Annotated in this window: 15 protein-coding genes; 10 read left to right on the top strand and 5 right to left on the bottom strand. The window is 52.4% G+C overall.

Annotation, left to right across the window (positions count from 1 at the left end; all coding sequences use genetic code 11):
- Positions 1–95: 95 nt before the first annotated feature.
- The 3 genes from ACM110_RS16095 to ACM110_RS16085 are packed head-to-tail and all read left to right on the top strand — an operon-like array spanning position 96 to position 3259.
- Positions 96–1202 carry a glycosyltransferase family 4 protein gene (locus tag ACM110_RS16095; protein ID WP_416128561.1) on the top strand — a complete coding sequence of 369 codons (1107 nt, stop codon included), beginning with the start codon at positions 96–98 and terminating at the stop codon, positions 1200–1202.
- 52 nt (positions 1203–1254) lie between these two features.
- On the top strand, positions 1255–2208 hold the full coding sequence (locus ACM110_RS16090) for an NAD-dependent epimerase/dehydratase family protein (protein WP_416128560.1): 954 nt from the start codon (positions 1255–1257) through the stop codon (positions 2206–2208).
- A gap of 34 nt (positions 2209–2242) precedes the next feature.
- Positions 2243–3259, top strand: coding sequence for an MraY family glycosyltransferase (locus tag ACM110_RS16085; protein ID WP_416128559.1), 1017 nt, complete (start codon positions 2243–2245; stop codon positions 3257–3259).
- 147 nt (positions 3260–3406) lie between these two features.
- Here the strand turns inward: ACM110_RS16085 and ACM110_RS16080 are convergent, their stop codons facing one another.
- The 3 genes from ACM110_RS16080 to ACM110_RS16070 form a co-directional block, all read right to left on the bottom strand.
- Positions 3407–4453 carry an acyltransferase family protein gene (locus tag ACM110_RS16080; protein ID WP_416128558.1) on the bottom strand — a complete coding sequence of 349 codons (1047 nt, stop codon included), beginning with the start codon at positions 4451–4453 and terminating at the stop codon, positions 3407–3409.
- Positions 4454–4530: 77 nt separating this feature from the next.
- Entirely contained in the window at positions 4531–6066 is a 1536-nt protein-coding gene (locus tag ACM110_RS16075) for a hypothetical protein (protein WP_416128557.1), read from the bottom strand.
- A complete protein-coding gene (locus ACM110_RS16070; protein ID WP_416128556.1) occupies positions 6056–7306 on the bottom strand; it encodes a hypothetical protein in 1251 nt (416 codons plus the stop codon). The genes ACM110_RS16075 and ACM110_RS16070 overlap by 11 nt, the downstream gene beginning before the upstream one ends.
- A gap of 262 nt (positions 7307–7568) precedes the next feature.
- Between ACM110_RS16070 and ACM110_RS16065 the strand changes: the two genes are divergently transcribed.
- From ACM110_RS16065 to fabF, 5 genes are all read left to right on the top strand, one after another.
- Complete coding sequence (locus tag ACM110_RS16065) at positions 7569–7814, top strand: hypothetical protein (protein ID WP_416128555.1); 246 nt, start codon at positions 7569–7571, stop codon at positions 7812–7814.
- Between the two features lie 192 nt (positions 7815–8006).
- A complete protein-coding gene (locus tag ACM110_RS16060) occupies positions 8007–10001 on the top strand; it encodes a polysaccharide biosynthesis protein (protein WP_416128554.1) in 1995 nt (664 codons plus the stop codon).
- A gap of 112 nt (positions 10002–10113) precedes the next feature.
- Positions 10114–10449: a ComEA family DNA-binding protein gene (locus ACM110_RS16055; protein WP_416128553.1), complete on the top strand. Its 336-nt coding sequence runs from the start codon at positions 10114–10116 to the stop codon at positions 10447–10449.
- A 209-nt stretch (positions 10450–10658) separates the two neighbouring features.
- Positions 10659–11453 (top strand): SDR family NAD(P)-dependent oxidoreductase, encoded by a 795-nt coding sequence (locus ACM110_RS16050; protein WP_416128552.1) that lies wholly within the window; start codon positions 10659–10661, stop codon positions 11451–11453.
- 32 nt (positions 11454–11485) lie between these two features.
- Complete coding sequence (gene fabF, locus ACM110_RS16045; protein ID WP_416128551.1) at positions 11486–12760, top strand: beta-ketoacyl-ACP synthase II; 1275 nt, start codon at positions 11486–11488, stop codon at positions 12758–12760.
- Here fabF and ACM110_RS16040 read toward each other — a convergent pair.
- On the bottom strand, positions 12757–13314 hold the full coding sequence (locus ACM110_RS16040; protein WP_338585410.1) for a TetR/AcrR family transcriptional regulator: 558 nt from the start codon (positions 13312–13314) through the stop codon (positions 12757–12759). The two genes, fabF and ACM110_RS16040, sit on opposite strands and share 4 nt — an antisense overlap.
- A gap of 175 nt (positions 13315–13489) precedes the next feature.
- Here ACM110_RS16040 and ACM110_RS16035 point away from each other — a divergent pair, with 175 nt between their 5' ends.
- Positions 13490–14143, top strand: coding sequence for a GntR family transcriptional regulator (locus tag ACM110_RS16035; RefSeq protein ID WP_416128550.1), 654 nt, complete (start codon positions 13490–13492; stop codon positions 14141–14143).
- A 15-nt stretch (positions 14144–14158) separates the two neighbouring features.
- A complete protein-coding gene (locus tag ACM110_RS16030) occupies positions 14159–15010 on the top strand; it encodes an urea carboxylase-associated family protein (RefSeq protein ID WP_416128549.1) in 852 nt (283 codons plus the stop codon).
- Between the two features lie 108 nt (positions 15011–15118).
- Here the strand turns inward: ACM110_RS16030 and ACM110_RS16025 are convergent, their stop codons facing one another.
- Entirely contained in the window at positions 15119–15286 is a 168-nt protein-coding gene (locus tag ACM110_RS16025; RefSeq protein ID WP_338585414.1) for a DUF2897 family protein, read from the bottom strand.
- Positions 15287–15342: the final 56 nt, after the last annotated feature.

The raw sequence follows: 15342 nt of genomic DNA, 5'->3' as shown, positions 1-15342 counted from the left end.
GATTGTACGCACTGGGTGCAGAGTGTGGCTGAGGGTTTGATTTGTCGAGTTTAGATCTGAAAATAGCAAGGGTTTCTACCGTCCCGTTTTTTATCGTGACTCAATTGAGTGCGCCTATCAAAGCGCTTAAAGACGCAGGTGCTACGGTAACGATAATTTCCAGTGATGACGAATTGGGTGGCGAGTTACGAGATCTTGCAGGCAGCGGTTTTATACCGTTGAAGATGGTAAGGGAGATTAATCCTATCCAGGATCTTCGTTCGTTACTCTCATTGATTAGGGTTTTTCGATTACATAAGTTTGATGTTGTTCACTCGACAACACCTAAAGCGGGCCTGCTATGTGCCATTGCAGGAAGGCTTGCCGGTATCAAAGTCCGTTTGCACACCTACACCGGTCAACCTTGGGTAACGATGACGGGATTAAAAAAGAACATCCTGAAATTTTGTGACAAGACTATTGGTTATCTAAATACCCGTTGTTATACCGACAGTTTCAGTCAGCAGCAGTTTTTGGTGGCCGAAAATATTGTCAAGGCCGACAGGCTGAGTGTGCTCGGGGAGGGGTCTTTCGCGGGTGTTGATCTCACGCGTTTTGATCCCGCGTGTTTCAGCGAGAGCGAAAAAGCGATCTTGAAGGTGGAGTTGGGAATAGACCCTCAGAGCAAGGTCATTGTCTTTGTTGGGCGGATTACCAAGGACAAAGGTGTCAGCGAGTTAATACGCGCGTTCGAACTATTGGTCGCAGAGAAAAACGATATCTTCCTTTTGTTGGTCGGGCCTTATGAGCCTGATGGTCTGGCGATCGTTGAGAGCGTGACAAGCCCTGAGGTTTTGAGCCGAATCAAAGTTGTCGGGTTTTCCAGCGACCCGGAAAGATACATGGCGATAGGTGATATGTTGTGTTTGCCAAGTTATCGCGAAGGATTTGGTACAGTGGTCATTGAAGCGGCAGCGATGGGTCTTCCTACCGTTGGAACGAGGATTTATGGGCTTACTGATGCCGTTGTCGACGGACAGACCGGGATGCTTGTCTCCGTGTGTGATACGCAGGGCCTTGCTGATGCGATTCGTACGCTGGTGACAGATGAGGAGCTCTTGAAATCAATGTCATCCGCTGCCAGGGAACGAGCAGTAAGCACTTTTGATAGCAAAAGGTATTCGGACTTGCTTATCGCCGAGTATCGCGCTTTCTTTAATTGATGCCTGCAAGCACAAATGTTCTTGGCAGGCACAAATAATACTTGGTCGAATTATGAATGTTCTGGTTACAGGTGCCACAGGGTTTGTGGGTCGCGCACTGATTGACAGACTGAACGGCGAGGGCCTTCACCATGTGAAAGGCTCTGTCAGGAAACTGGGCAACGACGTCGTTGGCTCGTCGCAGACTGTGGCGGTTGGAGATATTAGCGCGACAACCGATTGGAGCGAGGCTCTTGAAGAGGTTGAGGTAGTTGTTCATTTGGCCGCACGTGCGCATGTGCTCGATGCAAGTGACGATCAGGCTGATTTTCACCGGGTCAATGTAGAAGGGGCGGTAAACCTGGCACAGCAAGCGCTGAAGTCAGGGGTCAAGCGCTTCGTGTTTATCAGTTCCATAGGCGTTAATGGGGCTTACACCGAGAACAAGGCGTTCGACGAGTCCAGCCCGAATGCGCCGCACGCCATTTATGCCGAGTCCAAGCGAAGCGCTGAGCAGATGTTGCTCGAACTCGTGCAGGGTAGCTTGATGGAGTTGGTCATAATCCGGCCTCCTCTGGTGTACTCGGCTAAGGCTCCTGGTAATTTTCAGCGTCTACTTAAACTGGTGAAGTCCGGAATACCGTTACCATTTGCGATGACAAATAATAAACGGAGTATGGTTTCGTTAGGCAATCTCACTGATTTCATCAGCCTGTGCATTGATCATCCTGCTGCGGCAAATGAACTGTTCTTGATTTCCGACGGCGACGATGTATCTACCAGGCAAATTGTCAGCTTGCTTGCAGAGGGTATGGGGCGACGTGTGTGGTTGCTTCCTTTTCCAGCATCGATTGCTCAAGTGGGCGCGAGGATGCTAGGCAAGTCCTCGCTTTATACGCAGCTTTTTCGGTCGCTGGTGGTTGACTCATCCAAGGCCCGTGAACTCTTGGGGTGGGTTCCTCGACAATCCACCTCTGTAGCGTTGAAAGAAGCCGGGATGCGGTACAAATCGGGGCGGTCTGACTAAAATCTTTGAATTAATTAACCTGGATCGTTAAAAGATGACTTTTTGGCTTCTGCCCGTAGTATTGATTATTTCCCTGTTATTGACTGGGGCATTACGCAAGTACGCGTTATCGCGCAGCCTGTTGGACGTTCCTAACGCCCGCAGTTCCCATCAGCTTCCTACACCCCGTGGTGGTGGTGTTGCCATTGTTCTGAGTTTTTTGGCAGTCATACCCCTTCTGGGGCTTGCAGGAGGTTCAGCTTGGGCGAGTTTGATCGCCCTCTTGGGCGCAGGATTTTCCGTCGCTGTGATTGGGTTTCTGGATGATCATGGGCACATCGCTGCTCGCTGGCGATTGCTCGGTCACTTTAGTGCGGCCGCATGGGCATTGTTCTGGCTAGGAGGCTTGCCTGCTGTTTCAATATTCGGTTTAGTTATCGATATGGGATGGATAGGCAATATTCTGGCCGCGGTTTATCTGGTTTGGATGTTGAATCTTTACAACTTTATGGATGGTATTGATGGACTTGCAAGTGTTGAGGCGATATGTATTTGCCTTGCTATTGCCCTGATTTACTACCTGACTGGATCTGTCGGACTTGTTTGGCTTCCATTGGTACTCGCCATGGCCGTCATGGGTTTCCTCTACTGGAATTTCCCGCTCGCACGAATCTTCATGGGGGATGCAGGTAGTGGATTCCTTGGAATCACACTAGGCGTGTTGTCGATTCAAGCAGCCTGGCAGGCTCCTCAATTGCTTTGGGCCTGGCTGGTGTTGTTGGGTGTGTTCATTGTCGATGCAACCTTTACGCTGGTTCGCAGGCTGTTAAGAGGCGATAAGGTCTATGAGGCACATCGCAGCCATGGGTATCAATTTGCATCCCGTCAGTTTGGAAAGCATGTTCCTGTCACGTTGGCCATTGGCGGTATTAATTTGTTATGGCTCACGCCTATTGCCATATTGATCGCACTTGGAAAACTTGATGGTACGACTGGTTTGGTTGTGGCGTATGCCCCCCTCATCTTCCTGGCAATAAAGTTTCATGCGGGTGCACGTGAAATCAGTCAGTAGTTGAGTTGTGGTTAGTAGCAGTCGTTTAATGTGTTTGATGTAAAGCGCCTCTCTAATTCGATTAGAGAGGCTTTTTTATATACCAAAGGTGGGGTTAAAGTGTGGGATGTCTCTGGAAGTCGGTAATACCTGTGAAGTTATTACTGATCAGCCCCTTACGCGAACAAGGGAGGTGGAAAGGAGTTTTCTTAATAGATTGCTGATAGGTACTTCAGCTTTTTTGTGGATGATGTAGGACGCAGCTATCATGAGAGCGGTGGTGCCCCACAGTAGTAGATGCGGGTTCACGGCGGGGTATGCGATGTTGAAAATCATGAAGCCTATCATTTGATGCAGTAAGTAGAGTGGATAGGTGAGTGCGCCCAAAGCGGTCCAGTTCCACGCACCTATTGCAATCGTCTTGTTTGTGGCAATCAAATAAAACGTCATGAAGAAAATGGTAATTATGCTGCAAATGATCACAAGGTTGAATTGTGTAGGGTAAATGGTCTCAAGTAGCTTTGCGAACACGATTGCTGTATAGCAAGCCAGTGCCAGTGAACCAATCAGTAGTGAAAGTCGTGTCTTGGTGATGCCTTCAGTCCATATGAGGTAGAACGTCGCGCCTGCTATGAAATAGGCGGAGTAGTCTGTAATTAATATGGAGCGCAGTTTTCCAAAGGAAAAAGCTTCTGTCATAGCAGATATCAGTAGCCAAAGTACCAAATAGGTCTCGATCTTCTCTATCTTCTTGAAGGCTAGCAGGACCGAGATCAAAAGATAAAATTTGATTTCTACAAATAGCGACCAGTAAACCCCGTCTATCGAAGGGATGCTCATGAAATCGCTTAGTAGTGTCATATTGACAACGTATTGATAGAACGTTGCGGTGTATCTGGGCTGCCCAATGGCAAGGGTAATTATAAAGGTGATGGTGCAGCACACCCAAAAAGCCGGGTAAAGTCGTACGGCACGAGATATAAAGAAATGCTTCAGGGTGTTGTTGGAGGCGGTCATTAGAATTACAAAGCCGCTGATCATGAAAAACAGCTCCACCCCCAAGTAACCATATTTTGCGGGCTCAGCCAGTAACGGGTAGGGCATTACGGACATGTTTCCCCCCGCATATCCCCGAAAAGCATAGTGAAAAATGACTACCGCAATAGCCGCCAGGAAACGCAGCAAATCCAATTCATTTAATCGACGCTTTGTCATGATTGTGTGCTTTTGAATACTGAAAATCGGCTGGGAAATTAATATTCGGTCAACCGATTTTCATTGCGGAGGGGTATTTACGACGGTCGAGTTTCGTCTGTGAGGTTTTTTTCTTTTCTTATTAATTGAATCAGATACATGAAAAATTTCCACCCGAGGAAAAGCGCGGTAAAGACGGTTAAGTAGGGGATCACGCTATAGAGTCCACTTCGCGGCAGCAGCATCAGTTTCATGAAGATGCATATCAATGCTCCGTACAGGTAAGCGCTGGTTTCAATGCCCTTGAGGAGGTAAGCAATAGCTGAACCAAGAATCAAAGAGAACAGGGCAAACAAAAAGCCGTTTTGTTTGGAAAACGCGGATAGGTCTGAAAAGATGCTCCAGCCCATGCCGAATCCCTTCTCATATTTTTCTTCCGAGTAGCTTCTGGCCAAGTAGTGGGGGAAGTAAAAGTCGGAGTTCAGTTTATCCGGTTCGATAGCGTGAGCAATCTGGCTGTAACCTGGAATGAAGGTTTGGAAAAAGGCGCTGCTCGGATAGTTATCGATTCTCATAGCTGCACCGGTGTATACCAGTGTTGAACCTTGCAGATAGGTAAACCATGCCAGTTGCTGTAGTTTCAAATTTTCCTGGTAGCGCTGAATTGCTTCAGGGATTTTTGATGCCGAGTTTGTGGAATGCGATGGAACTTCTTTTACCGGCGCTTCGCCACCCGATGCTCGACATCCTACGGTGGTTGATAATTGAGCGAGGCCGAACATTAACACTGGAACGAAAATCAAGGTGATGATGTTCAGTCGTTTCAAGCGAGTGTGCGCAAGCCAGGTAGCCATGAGTACGAGGGCCAGGAAGCCACTTCTCAAACCTACACCCAGATAGGCAATGTAATAGCCCGTGACTAAAGTGATCGCGAGCATCTGGAGCCAACGCTTGGATGTGGCAAACGCTAGGCCGGCACCCAGCAGCAAGCCATACTGTCCAATCGAAGAAAGGCGCAGGAGATTGTCGGTGCCCTGATCCTGGTAAATCGCCATGTATCCACGCTCAACACATGCCGCGTAATGTTGGCTGATTCCGTACATGGAAATGACGGTAGAAACCAAGAGAAGCGCAATGCAGGGAATGAATAACCCTTTCTGTGCCTTGTCTTTGGGAAAGGTAATGCGTTTGTTGTTGTGGAGCACTTGTATGAGCAAATAGCCGGCATGAATCATCAATAATGCGCCGCAAATGCGGCTCATGAGATGACTGGCTTCCGAATAGCTCAACTCGATTGGGATATAGTTGTTATCAGAGAAGATCTCGGCACCAATGAAAGGCGAGGCCAGGAAACGCCCACCGATAAAAAGCGCCAGGGTCCCTTGAAGGAAAATATATGGGTGGATTATCGTTTTTTCAATTAACGCAGCGCTGATAGCGGAAAATATCAGAATTGCAAAAAACTCTAAGCCTGCAAAGGTGTTGAACCAGGATTCAGATCCGTCAATCAGTGAGCTCTGGTTTAACACTAGAAACCCGGCAATTAATGTAAAGCCGCAAAGCAAGGTAGCCGGTGAGACTGAGGGGCCTGATAGCTGATGGATTTTAGAAGGACTATTCATTTCAACGTTCATCTTCCACCCTCAAGGTGCGAATTTTTAGGCAGGTTAAAGTTATGGAGACAAGGTATCCGGTAGCGAGGGCTATGGCGGGTGAGTAAATGCCGTAAAGTGGGAAAAGCAAATATGCGATGCTTAAAACACCAAGTAAAATGCAGATGTTTTTTATGGCTACCCATTTTATTTTTCGAAAGTGCAGCAATGGAAGGCTGAGGATCATGTCAATTGGAATTAGCGCGGTCGTCCATGTGGTTATCTTCAGAATGTCCACAGATGCTTGAAATTCTTTACCGAAGATTATTAGCACAATGCTGTTCGAAAAGAACGATATGAAGGCGGCACCCACCACGCATGTCGAAAGAACTGCAAGCGTCAGTACAATGGTGTTGCGAACCACCAAGTCCGGTTTCGCTCTGTAAATCAGCGTGGGCGCGAGCCCTCCGGCCATCAATATTCCCAGGTAGTACCAGTTGTCGTTGATTTGGGCGGCAGCGGAGTACAAGCCCAGACTGTCTGCCGGGACCAGTGCAGAAAGCAGCAATCGATCCGCTCTCATGATGGCAAGCGACGCCACTGCTGCGAGCCAACCCCAGCCGGAAAGATAGGCCATGCTCCGTAGCAACTCACTCGGGACCGTTTGGAATAGTCCGATTTTTTCTTTTTTTGCTTCGCGTAACAGCAGCCCGACAAAGAAAACATTTTCGATGAGCAACGGAATGACGTACCAGTAAAGTGGTTTGTCAGCGAGGTAAATAACTAATGTGCAGAATAGGCGCACAATAAGGGTTGATATGGAAATGAGTGCATACGGTCTTACATTTCCCGTTGCCATGAACCACATCATGACCGCGATAACTGGCTCTCGGAGAAGTATTGGTAATATCAGTATGACCAAGAGCGGAGAGGTGCCGGGCCAGAAAAGTGCAAGTAGCACGCCTACCCCAATGTTGAACAGGGCGGCCATGAAGCGCAGTTTTAATGCGGCTGATATAACGCTCTTGCCGTGATCTCCCTTGGCAATAACTAGTGGGATCGTGACATCATTGCTGGCAAAGTTAGAAAGTGTTGCAAGCATGAACAGAAGTGAGAGAGCTACCTGCCATTGTCCGTAGGATTCAACACCTGCTCCACGGGCGATCAACGCGCTTACAGTGAGTGTGGTGAGTACTTGGCCGATCCGATCAATGGTCAGCCATGAAAAGGCGCGTACGGCCTTGGCTAGCGACGGCCTGTTAATGGCTACTTTCAGACTCATTGAATTGCTGTCATCAGGGTTTCTCGTTTAAAGCTCAGGCATGGTGTGTCGATGCCTTTACAGGTAGGTGTGTTATGGCGTACGAGTAGCGTGAAAGTCCTGACTGAAACCCCCGTACTAACTTAGCTCGTTTTTAATTTTTTCTAAGAATTTTTGTCGATATTGTTAAATTAATGTCTGCGTCATCGGCGAAATGGAAATATCATGCGCCCCGTAAAATCTGTCGAGTGATCCGCTGACAGGAGCAGCAGGCTCCTTACCGATGGCAGAGAATAACACCAAGGACCGCTTTGTAAAGGCTCCGAACCCCCGTGGGCAGCGAGGTGCAGCCAATTCGGACAGCGTTTTTTTCACCGGGTTTAACCCGAGCATTGACGAGCCGACGGGTGGTCGGAATTCGATGGCCTACCGCCATTGGGTAGTGAACAAGGATAAAAAAGTGATGGCGGAACTTCTGCGGCAATCTAACTGCAAAGGATTCAGCTGGATCGACTATCCGGCGCGGTAGCAAGACCTTAGTCTTGCGCCATTGCTGCAAATCCGCGCGGTGTGCATTTTCAAGGGAGTATCGAGCGGGCATTCCGCCATCGTTCCGATATGATGAAGGAAAATCGAGTTTTTTCGGTCGTCGCTTCTCGTAGAGACGTAGAATGAGTGAATTAGATCCAATGCGGAGCCGGATGAGGTGTCAGGAGTGGGTATGGATGGACTGAGGGGTTTACTGTTGGGATTGTCACGCCGTCGAAAGCGCGTAATCCAGATCTTGACTGACGTCGTTCTGGTTTGGGGGGCGCTATGGTTAGCCTTTGTTGTAAGGCTCGGCATAGAGGAAATGGTCAACCCATTCAGTGACCATATCTGGCTTTTTGTCTGCGCACCCCTTGTTTCGATTCCGTTGTTCGCTCATTTCGGCATGTATCGCGCGGTAATGCGGTATTTCGGGACTGATGCTCTCATCGCGATCATCAAAGCGATCAGCCTTTCGGCTTTGATCCTCGGTGTGATCGTCTACTGGTACAGCAACCATCAGAACGTTGTTCCTCGTTCGATCATCTTCAATTTCTGGTGGCTCAGCCTGGTCATGATCAGTGGCCTGAGATTGGCCATGCGCCAGTATTTTCTGGGTGACTGGTTTGCAGCGGCGCAACACGTGCCTTTTGCCAATCATGATAATGGATTGCCAAAAGTGGCCATCTATGGTGCCGGGGCTGCCGGCAACCAGCTTGTCGCAGCTTTGCGTATGGGCCGCCTGATGCGGCCGGTAGCATTTATTGACGATGATGGGAGCATTGCCAACCGTGTGATCTCCGGTTTGCAGGTTTTCAAGCCGAAGCACATACAGCAAATGATTGATACGACGGGTGCGCAGGAAATACTTCTGGCGATCCCTTCGGCAAACCGTGGTCGCCGTCGGGAGATTCTCGGGTTCTTGGAACGGTTTCCACTGCATGTTCGCAGTGTGCCCGGAATTATGGATCTGGCGAGCGGGCGGGTGAAGGTCGATGACATTCAAGAGGTGGACATCGCGGACCTGTTGGGGCGTGATGCCGTGCCGGCGCAAGAAGACCTGCTCGAGCATTGCATTTCCGGTCAGTCGGTACTGGTGACCGGGGCGGGAGGATCAATCGGTTCAGAACTCTGCCGGCAGATACTTGAGTTGAAGCCTACGACGTTGATTCTCTATGAGCATAGTGAATTCAACCTCTACAGTATCCTGTCCGAGCTTGAGCATCGAATTGCACGTGAGTCACTGACCGTCAAGTTGCTGCCGATTTTGGGGTCGGTGCGTAATGAAGAAAAACTGCTGGACGTGATGAAAACCTGGCATGTCGATACTGTCTATCACGCGGCTGCCTATAAGCACGTGCCGATGGTTGAGCACAACATTGCCGAAGGTGTATTGAACAACGTCATTGGTACGTTGAATACGGCACAGGCCGCTCTGCAGGCAGGTGTCGCGAACTTTGTACTTATCTCTACTGATAAGGCCGTGCGGCCCACTAACGTCATGGGCAGTACCAAGCGTCTCGCCGAGTTGACGCTCCAGGCGCTCAGCCGTGAAAAAGCGCCTGTGTTGTTTGGCGACAAAGCGTGCGTGTCCAGAGTCAATAAAACCCGCTTTACCATGGTTCGTTTCGGTAACGTACTGGGGTCTTCCGGCTCTGTTATTCCACTGTTTCACAAGCAGATCAAGTCCGGTGGTCCCCTGACCGTTACCCACCCCAAAATCACCCGTTATTTCATGACCATCCCGGAGGCGGCGCAACTTGTCATCCAGGCAGGGTCCATGGGGCAAGGGGGTGACGTATTTGTGCTGGACATGGGCGAACCGGTGAAAATCGTCGAGCTGGCAGAAAAAATGATCCATTTGTCAGGATTGAGCGTTCGATCTGAAAAGAACGTCCATGGTGATATCTCCATTGAGTTCACCGGTCTGCGTCCCGGTGAAAAGCTTTACGAAGAACTGTTGATTGGCGATAACGTATCGGCGACGTCACATCCGATGATCATGACGGCAAATGAGGACTTCGTGACGTGGGAAGTACTCAAGATGAAATTGACCGAGTTGCTTGGAGCGGTCGCACTGGACGATTACGAGCGTGTACGTCAACTCTTGCGCGAGACGGTCAGCGGCTACACTCCTGACGGCGATATCGTCGACTGGATCTACCAGCAGCGTCGCCTCGAACCCTGATTGTTTCACATCCTGTAACGGACACGTTTTTGACAGTCTCCATTCATCGCCTAAGTTTGGGAGGCAGCTTCGGAAAAGCTGCTTTCTCAATCGATGTCATGGAGCTTCATTTATGCGTACTGGCTATTTTTATTCCCTGGTTTTTGCCCTGCTCACCAGCGCTTCTATCGCGGCTATCGCGGCACCGGCGGTGAAGCCGGAGGCCAATGCTTCTTCAGTGGTGATGGAGGTTTCCGCCCAGGCACAATCCGCCAAGATCGATCTCAATGTGGCCGATGCATCAACATTGCATCGCGAGTTGGCCGGTATCGGTGCGGCCAAAGCCAATGCGATTGTTGCATATCGTGAAACGAATGGGCCGTTCTCATCGGTGGACGAATTGCTGGAAGTGAAGGGCATCGGTAAGGCAATTCTGGATCGCAATCGCGAGAAGCTGGAAGTGAACTAAGCTCAATATTCAACGCCAAGGGGCCGGTCATTGACCGGCCTTTTTGCATTCCGGCGAACGCAAAGAGTCAACGCCTTCTGTCGGCGTGGTGAAAATTATGGCTATCATATGCAGATTAGATTATGTCTATAATAAATGAGTTTGCCGTCAAGACGCCTTGAGAACGAGGCGCTTGGCTTTCCATTCAAGCCTCTCTCAGGAGCACAGTCATGAATTCTGTCCAGTCCCAAGGTACGGCCCTCGTTACCGGTGCTTCTTCCGGCATTGGCGCGGTTTATGCGCAACGTCTGGCGGCGCGTGGTTTTGATCTGTTGCTGGTCGCGCGCGATCAGCAGCGACTGGATGAGGCGGCTGGCAAGTTGCGCGCCGAGTACGGCGTTCAGGTCGAAGTGCTCAAAGCCGATCTGACGCAAAAGGATGATGTGCTGAAACTTGAGCAACGGTTACGTAGCGATTCGAGTATCAGTCTGCTGCTGAATAACGCCGGTGTGGCTGCGGATGGTTTGTTGGGCAATGCCGATACCGATCTGCTGGAGCGAATGATTCAGTTGAACGTTACAACGGTCACCCGCCTGGCTTCAGCGGCGGCAGCCAGTTTTTCCAAGGCGGGCCGGGGTACGATCATCAACATTGCCTCCGTGGTGGCGCTGTTTCCCGAGCGTTTCAACGCGACCTACAGTGCCAGCAAGGCCTATGTGCTGAGCCTGACCCAGTCGTTGAACGCCGAGCTTGATGGCACCGGGGTCAAGGTCCAGGCTGTGTTGCCAGGCGTAACACGTACTGAAATCTGGGAACGCTCCGGTATTGATGCTTCGCAGATTCCGGCAGAGATGGTCATGGAAGCCGGTGAGATGGTTGACGCAGCACTGTCGGGGCTGGACCAGGGCGAGTTGGTCACCATTCCGTCGCTGCCGGATGCCGCCGACTGGGATGCTTTCGTAGCGGCACGCCACGTTATGGCGCCGAACCTTTCCAAAAGCAAAGCCGCCTCGCGTTACAAATGAAGCGCGAGATGTCGGCATGAGGTGTTTGCGGTATGACTAATCGTCGAGTGGTTGTAACGGGTATGGGCCTGGTTTCGCCGTTGGGTAGCGGCGTCGAAGTGGTCTGGGAGCGCCTGCTCGCCGGGCGCTCCGGGCTGCGTAATTTGCCCGAGGCAGTGGTGGCGGATTTGCCTGCCAAGGTCGGTGGTGCAGTGCCGATCGCGGCTGATGATGCCGAGGCCGGATTCGACCCGGACCTGGCGACGCCACCCAAAGAACAGAAAAAGATGGACCGCTTCATTCTGTTTGCAATGGAAGCGGCACGTCAGGCATTGGAGCAGGCGGGCTGGCAGGCGCAGAGCGCTGAGGCCCAGGAACGAACGGCCACCATCATCGGTTCGGGCGTCGGCGGTTTCGGCGCGATTGCCGATGCGGTGCGCACCACGGACAGCCGTGGCCCACGGCGTTTGTCGCCATTCACCATCCCGTCGTTTCTGGTCAACCTGGCGGCGGGACATGTGTCGATTCAGCACGGCTTCAAAGGTCCGCTGGGTGCGCCGGTTACGGCGTGCGCCGCTGGGGTTCAGGCCATTGGCGATGCGGCGCGATTGATTCGCTCCGGCGAGGCCGACATCGCCGTCTGTGGTGGCGCCGAAGCCGCGATCGATCGTGTCAGCCTCGCCGGGTTTGCTGCGGCTCGCGCCTTGTCCAGTGGCTATAACGACACCCCGGAACGCGCTTCACGCCCCTTCGACAGTGGTCGTGACGGCTTTGTCATGGGTGAAGGGGCTGGCCTGTTGGTTATTGAATCCCTGGAACATGCTTTGGCCCGGGGCGCTCAACCGCTGGCCGAACTGGTCGGTTACGGTACCAGCGCCGATGCTTACCACCTGACGGCAGGTCCCGAGGACGGCAGTGGCGCTCGCCGTGCGATGTCCCTGGCCTTGAACCAGGCCGGTGTTGCGCCGGAACAAGTGCAGCATTTGAATGCTCACGCAACCTCAACGCCGGTAGGTGATCTCGGGGAGTTGGCGGCGATCAAGGCGTTGTTCGGTGTGCAAAAGGGTATCGCGGTGACGTCGACCAAATCCGCCACCGGGCATTTGCTCGGCGCGGCAGGCGGGATCGAAGCAATCTTCACCCTGCTGGCGATCCGTGATCAGGTTGTACCGGCGACGCTCAACTTCGAAAACCCGGATCCGGCCGCAGAAGGCGTGGACATCGTTCACGGTCAGGCCAGGCCGATGGCGATCGAATATGCGTTGTCCAACGGCTTCGGGTTTGGCGGGGTCAACGCCAGCGTGTTGTTCAAGCGCTGGCAGGGTTAATCCTGGGAGTTCTTCAGGTGTTCGCGGGTGACGTCGAGTATGCGTTGGGCAAACTCGGCGTCGGCAACGCTGCGCGATAACAGCAACGCGCCGACCAGTGCAGACATGATCACAATGCTGCGGTCGGCGGCGTTCTCTCCTGCCAGGGTGCTCTCGATCTGATCGAGCCGGGCCTTGAGTACTACATCGCTGGTCGGGCTCGGCTGACCACGCAGCCCCAACTCAGAAGAAATGGTCAGCAGCGGGCAGCCTTCATGGGGCGAAGTCTGATGCCATTCCGACAGGTATGTGTCGATGAACGCTGCGAGGGGATTATTCTCGGCGAAGAGTTGCGCACATAATCCATCGACTTGTTCACCGGCCTCTTGCAAGGCCTTCTCCACCAATTCGTCCTTGGACTTGAAGTGCGAATAAAAGCCACCGTGAGTCAAGCCCAGCGCTTTCATCAGAGGTTGCAGGCCGGTCGCGCCGATACCGTCACGGCGAAAACGTGCCGAGGCTTCCTTGATGATGCGTTGGTGGGTCTGGGCTTTATGGTCCTGCGAGTAACGCATCTGATATCTCCACATCAATGCGCCCATATTAACCAATGAAAATTGGATGCTGACTGTACTTCTACTTCTAAAAAGCATGCAGATGCGTCGAACGAGTATGAATATCACAAACTACTGGCACGAATAGTGATTACCCATTGGCTGACGATTGTTGAACAATCTTGAGGCGATGATTATGAATAGCGGACTGTCACTGGCCGATCACATCACATTGGAGTTGCGCGCCGACATCATCGGCGGTCGCTTGCTGCCCGGCATGGCGCTGGTGGAAAACGATCTGGTGTCTGCCTATAACGCCTCGCGCAATACCATCCGCGAAGCATTGCATCGCCTCGGGCAGGAAGGCCTAACCCGGTATGTGCGCAACAAAGGCGTGATGGTGCGGCGTTTGGGTTTTGATGATGTGCGGGACCTGTTCAAGGTTCGCCGCACGCTAGAACTGCAAGCCATCAACAGCAGCTACCCGCTGCGCGATTACCAATCCGACCGGATGCTCGAAGCGCTGGAGGCGACTGAGCTTGCCCGGGAACGCGAAGACTGGCGGGCCGTCGGCACCCACAGTCTGGCCTTTCATCAGCACGTCGTCGGGTTGCTGTGCAGTCCGTTGTTCGATGAGTTCTTCACCAATGTCGTCGCGCAGTTGCGCCTGGTGTTCTGCACGGCTCCCGATGAATCAAGTTTTCAGAAGCCTTGGCTGATTCGCGACAGGCAGATCCATGAGCTGCTGGTCGAGGGTGATAAACGCGCCGCCGAGGATGCGATGAGCCTCTATCTCGACGATTCGGAACACCTCCTTTTACAAATGATCACCCCATCTTCCCATCACTGATCGAGGATTCTTGCCATGTACAAAGACTATCCGGCGACCTATCAAGTCAGCAAAGGTTCGGCATTGCAGGTGGACAAGGCCTTCTACGAACGGGTGCGCGACGCGAAGGACGGGCGCACGTTGGTCGAGTCTTTCGAAGTGCCGATTCGCACCGGCCGCGCCTGGAATGTTCCGGCCGGGCATGTGTTCCGGGTTACAACCCCTGTTGGCCCGCAAGTAGGCGACTTCAACGTCTGGAATGCCCATGATCCGCGCGAACGCCTGTGGGCGTCACGCACCCGGCAGTTGCAGGGCGCGCATGTCAGCACCCATGACCGGTTGTGGTCGAACCTGCCGTTTCTTCGGCCGCTGGTGACCATCACCGATGACAGCCTGGCCGGTTACGGAATCGATGAACATGGCGGTCGTTTGCACGATTTGCTCGGAACACGTTGCGATCCCTATGTGAATAAAATGCTCACCGGCGAAGATTTCCATCATCACTGCCACTCCAACCTGACCCGCGCCGTACTGCCCCACGGCCTGACCGAATTCGATGTGCATGACGTGCTGAATATTTTCCAGTGCACGGGCCTGAACCACGACGACATGTACTTCATGAAAGCCTGTCCGGCGCAGAAGGGCGATTACCTGGAGTTCTTTGCCGAGATCGATTTGCTGTGCGCACTGTCGACCTGCCCGGGGGGCGACCTGTCGTTGGCCATGTGGGGGCCGGATGCTCAGGACCCGTTGAGCGTATGTCGCCCGCTGGGCGTGGAAATCTATCGTCTGGAGGATTCGTTGCTGGAGGGCTGGAGCCAGCCGGAGCGCGCAGCGTACAAAGGCCTGCATGGCTTGCACATCGCCAAGGCCAATTGGGAAAAATAATCTACCCACACACATTGGACTTATAGGAGCAAGGCTTGCCCGCGACAGCGTCCTTGAGATCGCCACCGCGGGCAAGCCTTGATCCTACGAAAAGCGGTTCAGCCGTTTTTAGCGGTCCTGCGCATCCTTGGCATCCGCTTGCGCGTTGCGTTCAGCCACGCGAGCGCGCTGTTCTTCGGTCAGCTCAACCTTGGTGGCGGTGTCGCGCAGCATCATCAACCCACCAACGATCGAGCCTATTGCAACGATCAGAATCAACCAGGCATACCAGGGCATAGGGGCTCTCCTTAAAAGCAGGTCGATTGACGGATTTCGCCAATCAATCCTGCATA

The organism is Pseudomonas sp. NFX98, assembly GCF_047784845.1.
Taxonomy (GTDB): domain Bacteria; phylum Pseudomonadota; class Gammaproteobacteria; order Pseudomonadales; family Pseudomonadaceae; genus Aquipseudomonas.
Note: the sequence above shows the minus strand (reverse complement) of the source record. Positions and strands in the feature narration are given on the sequence as shown.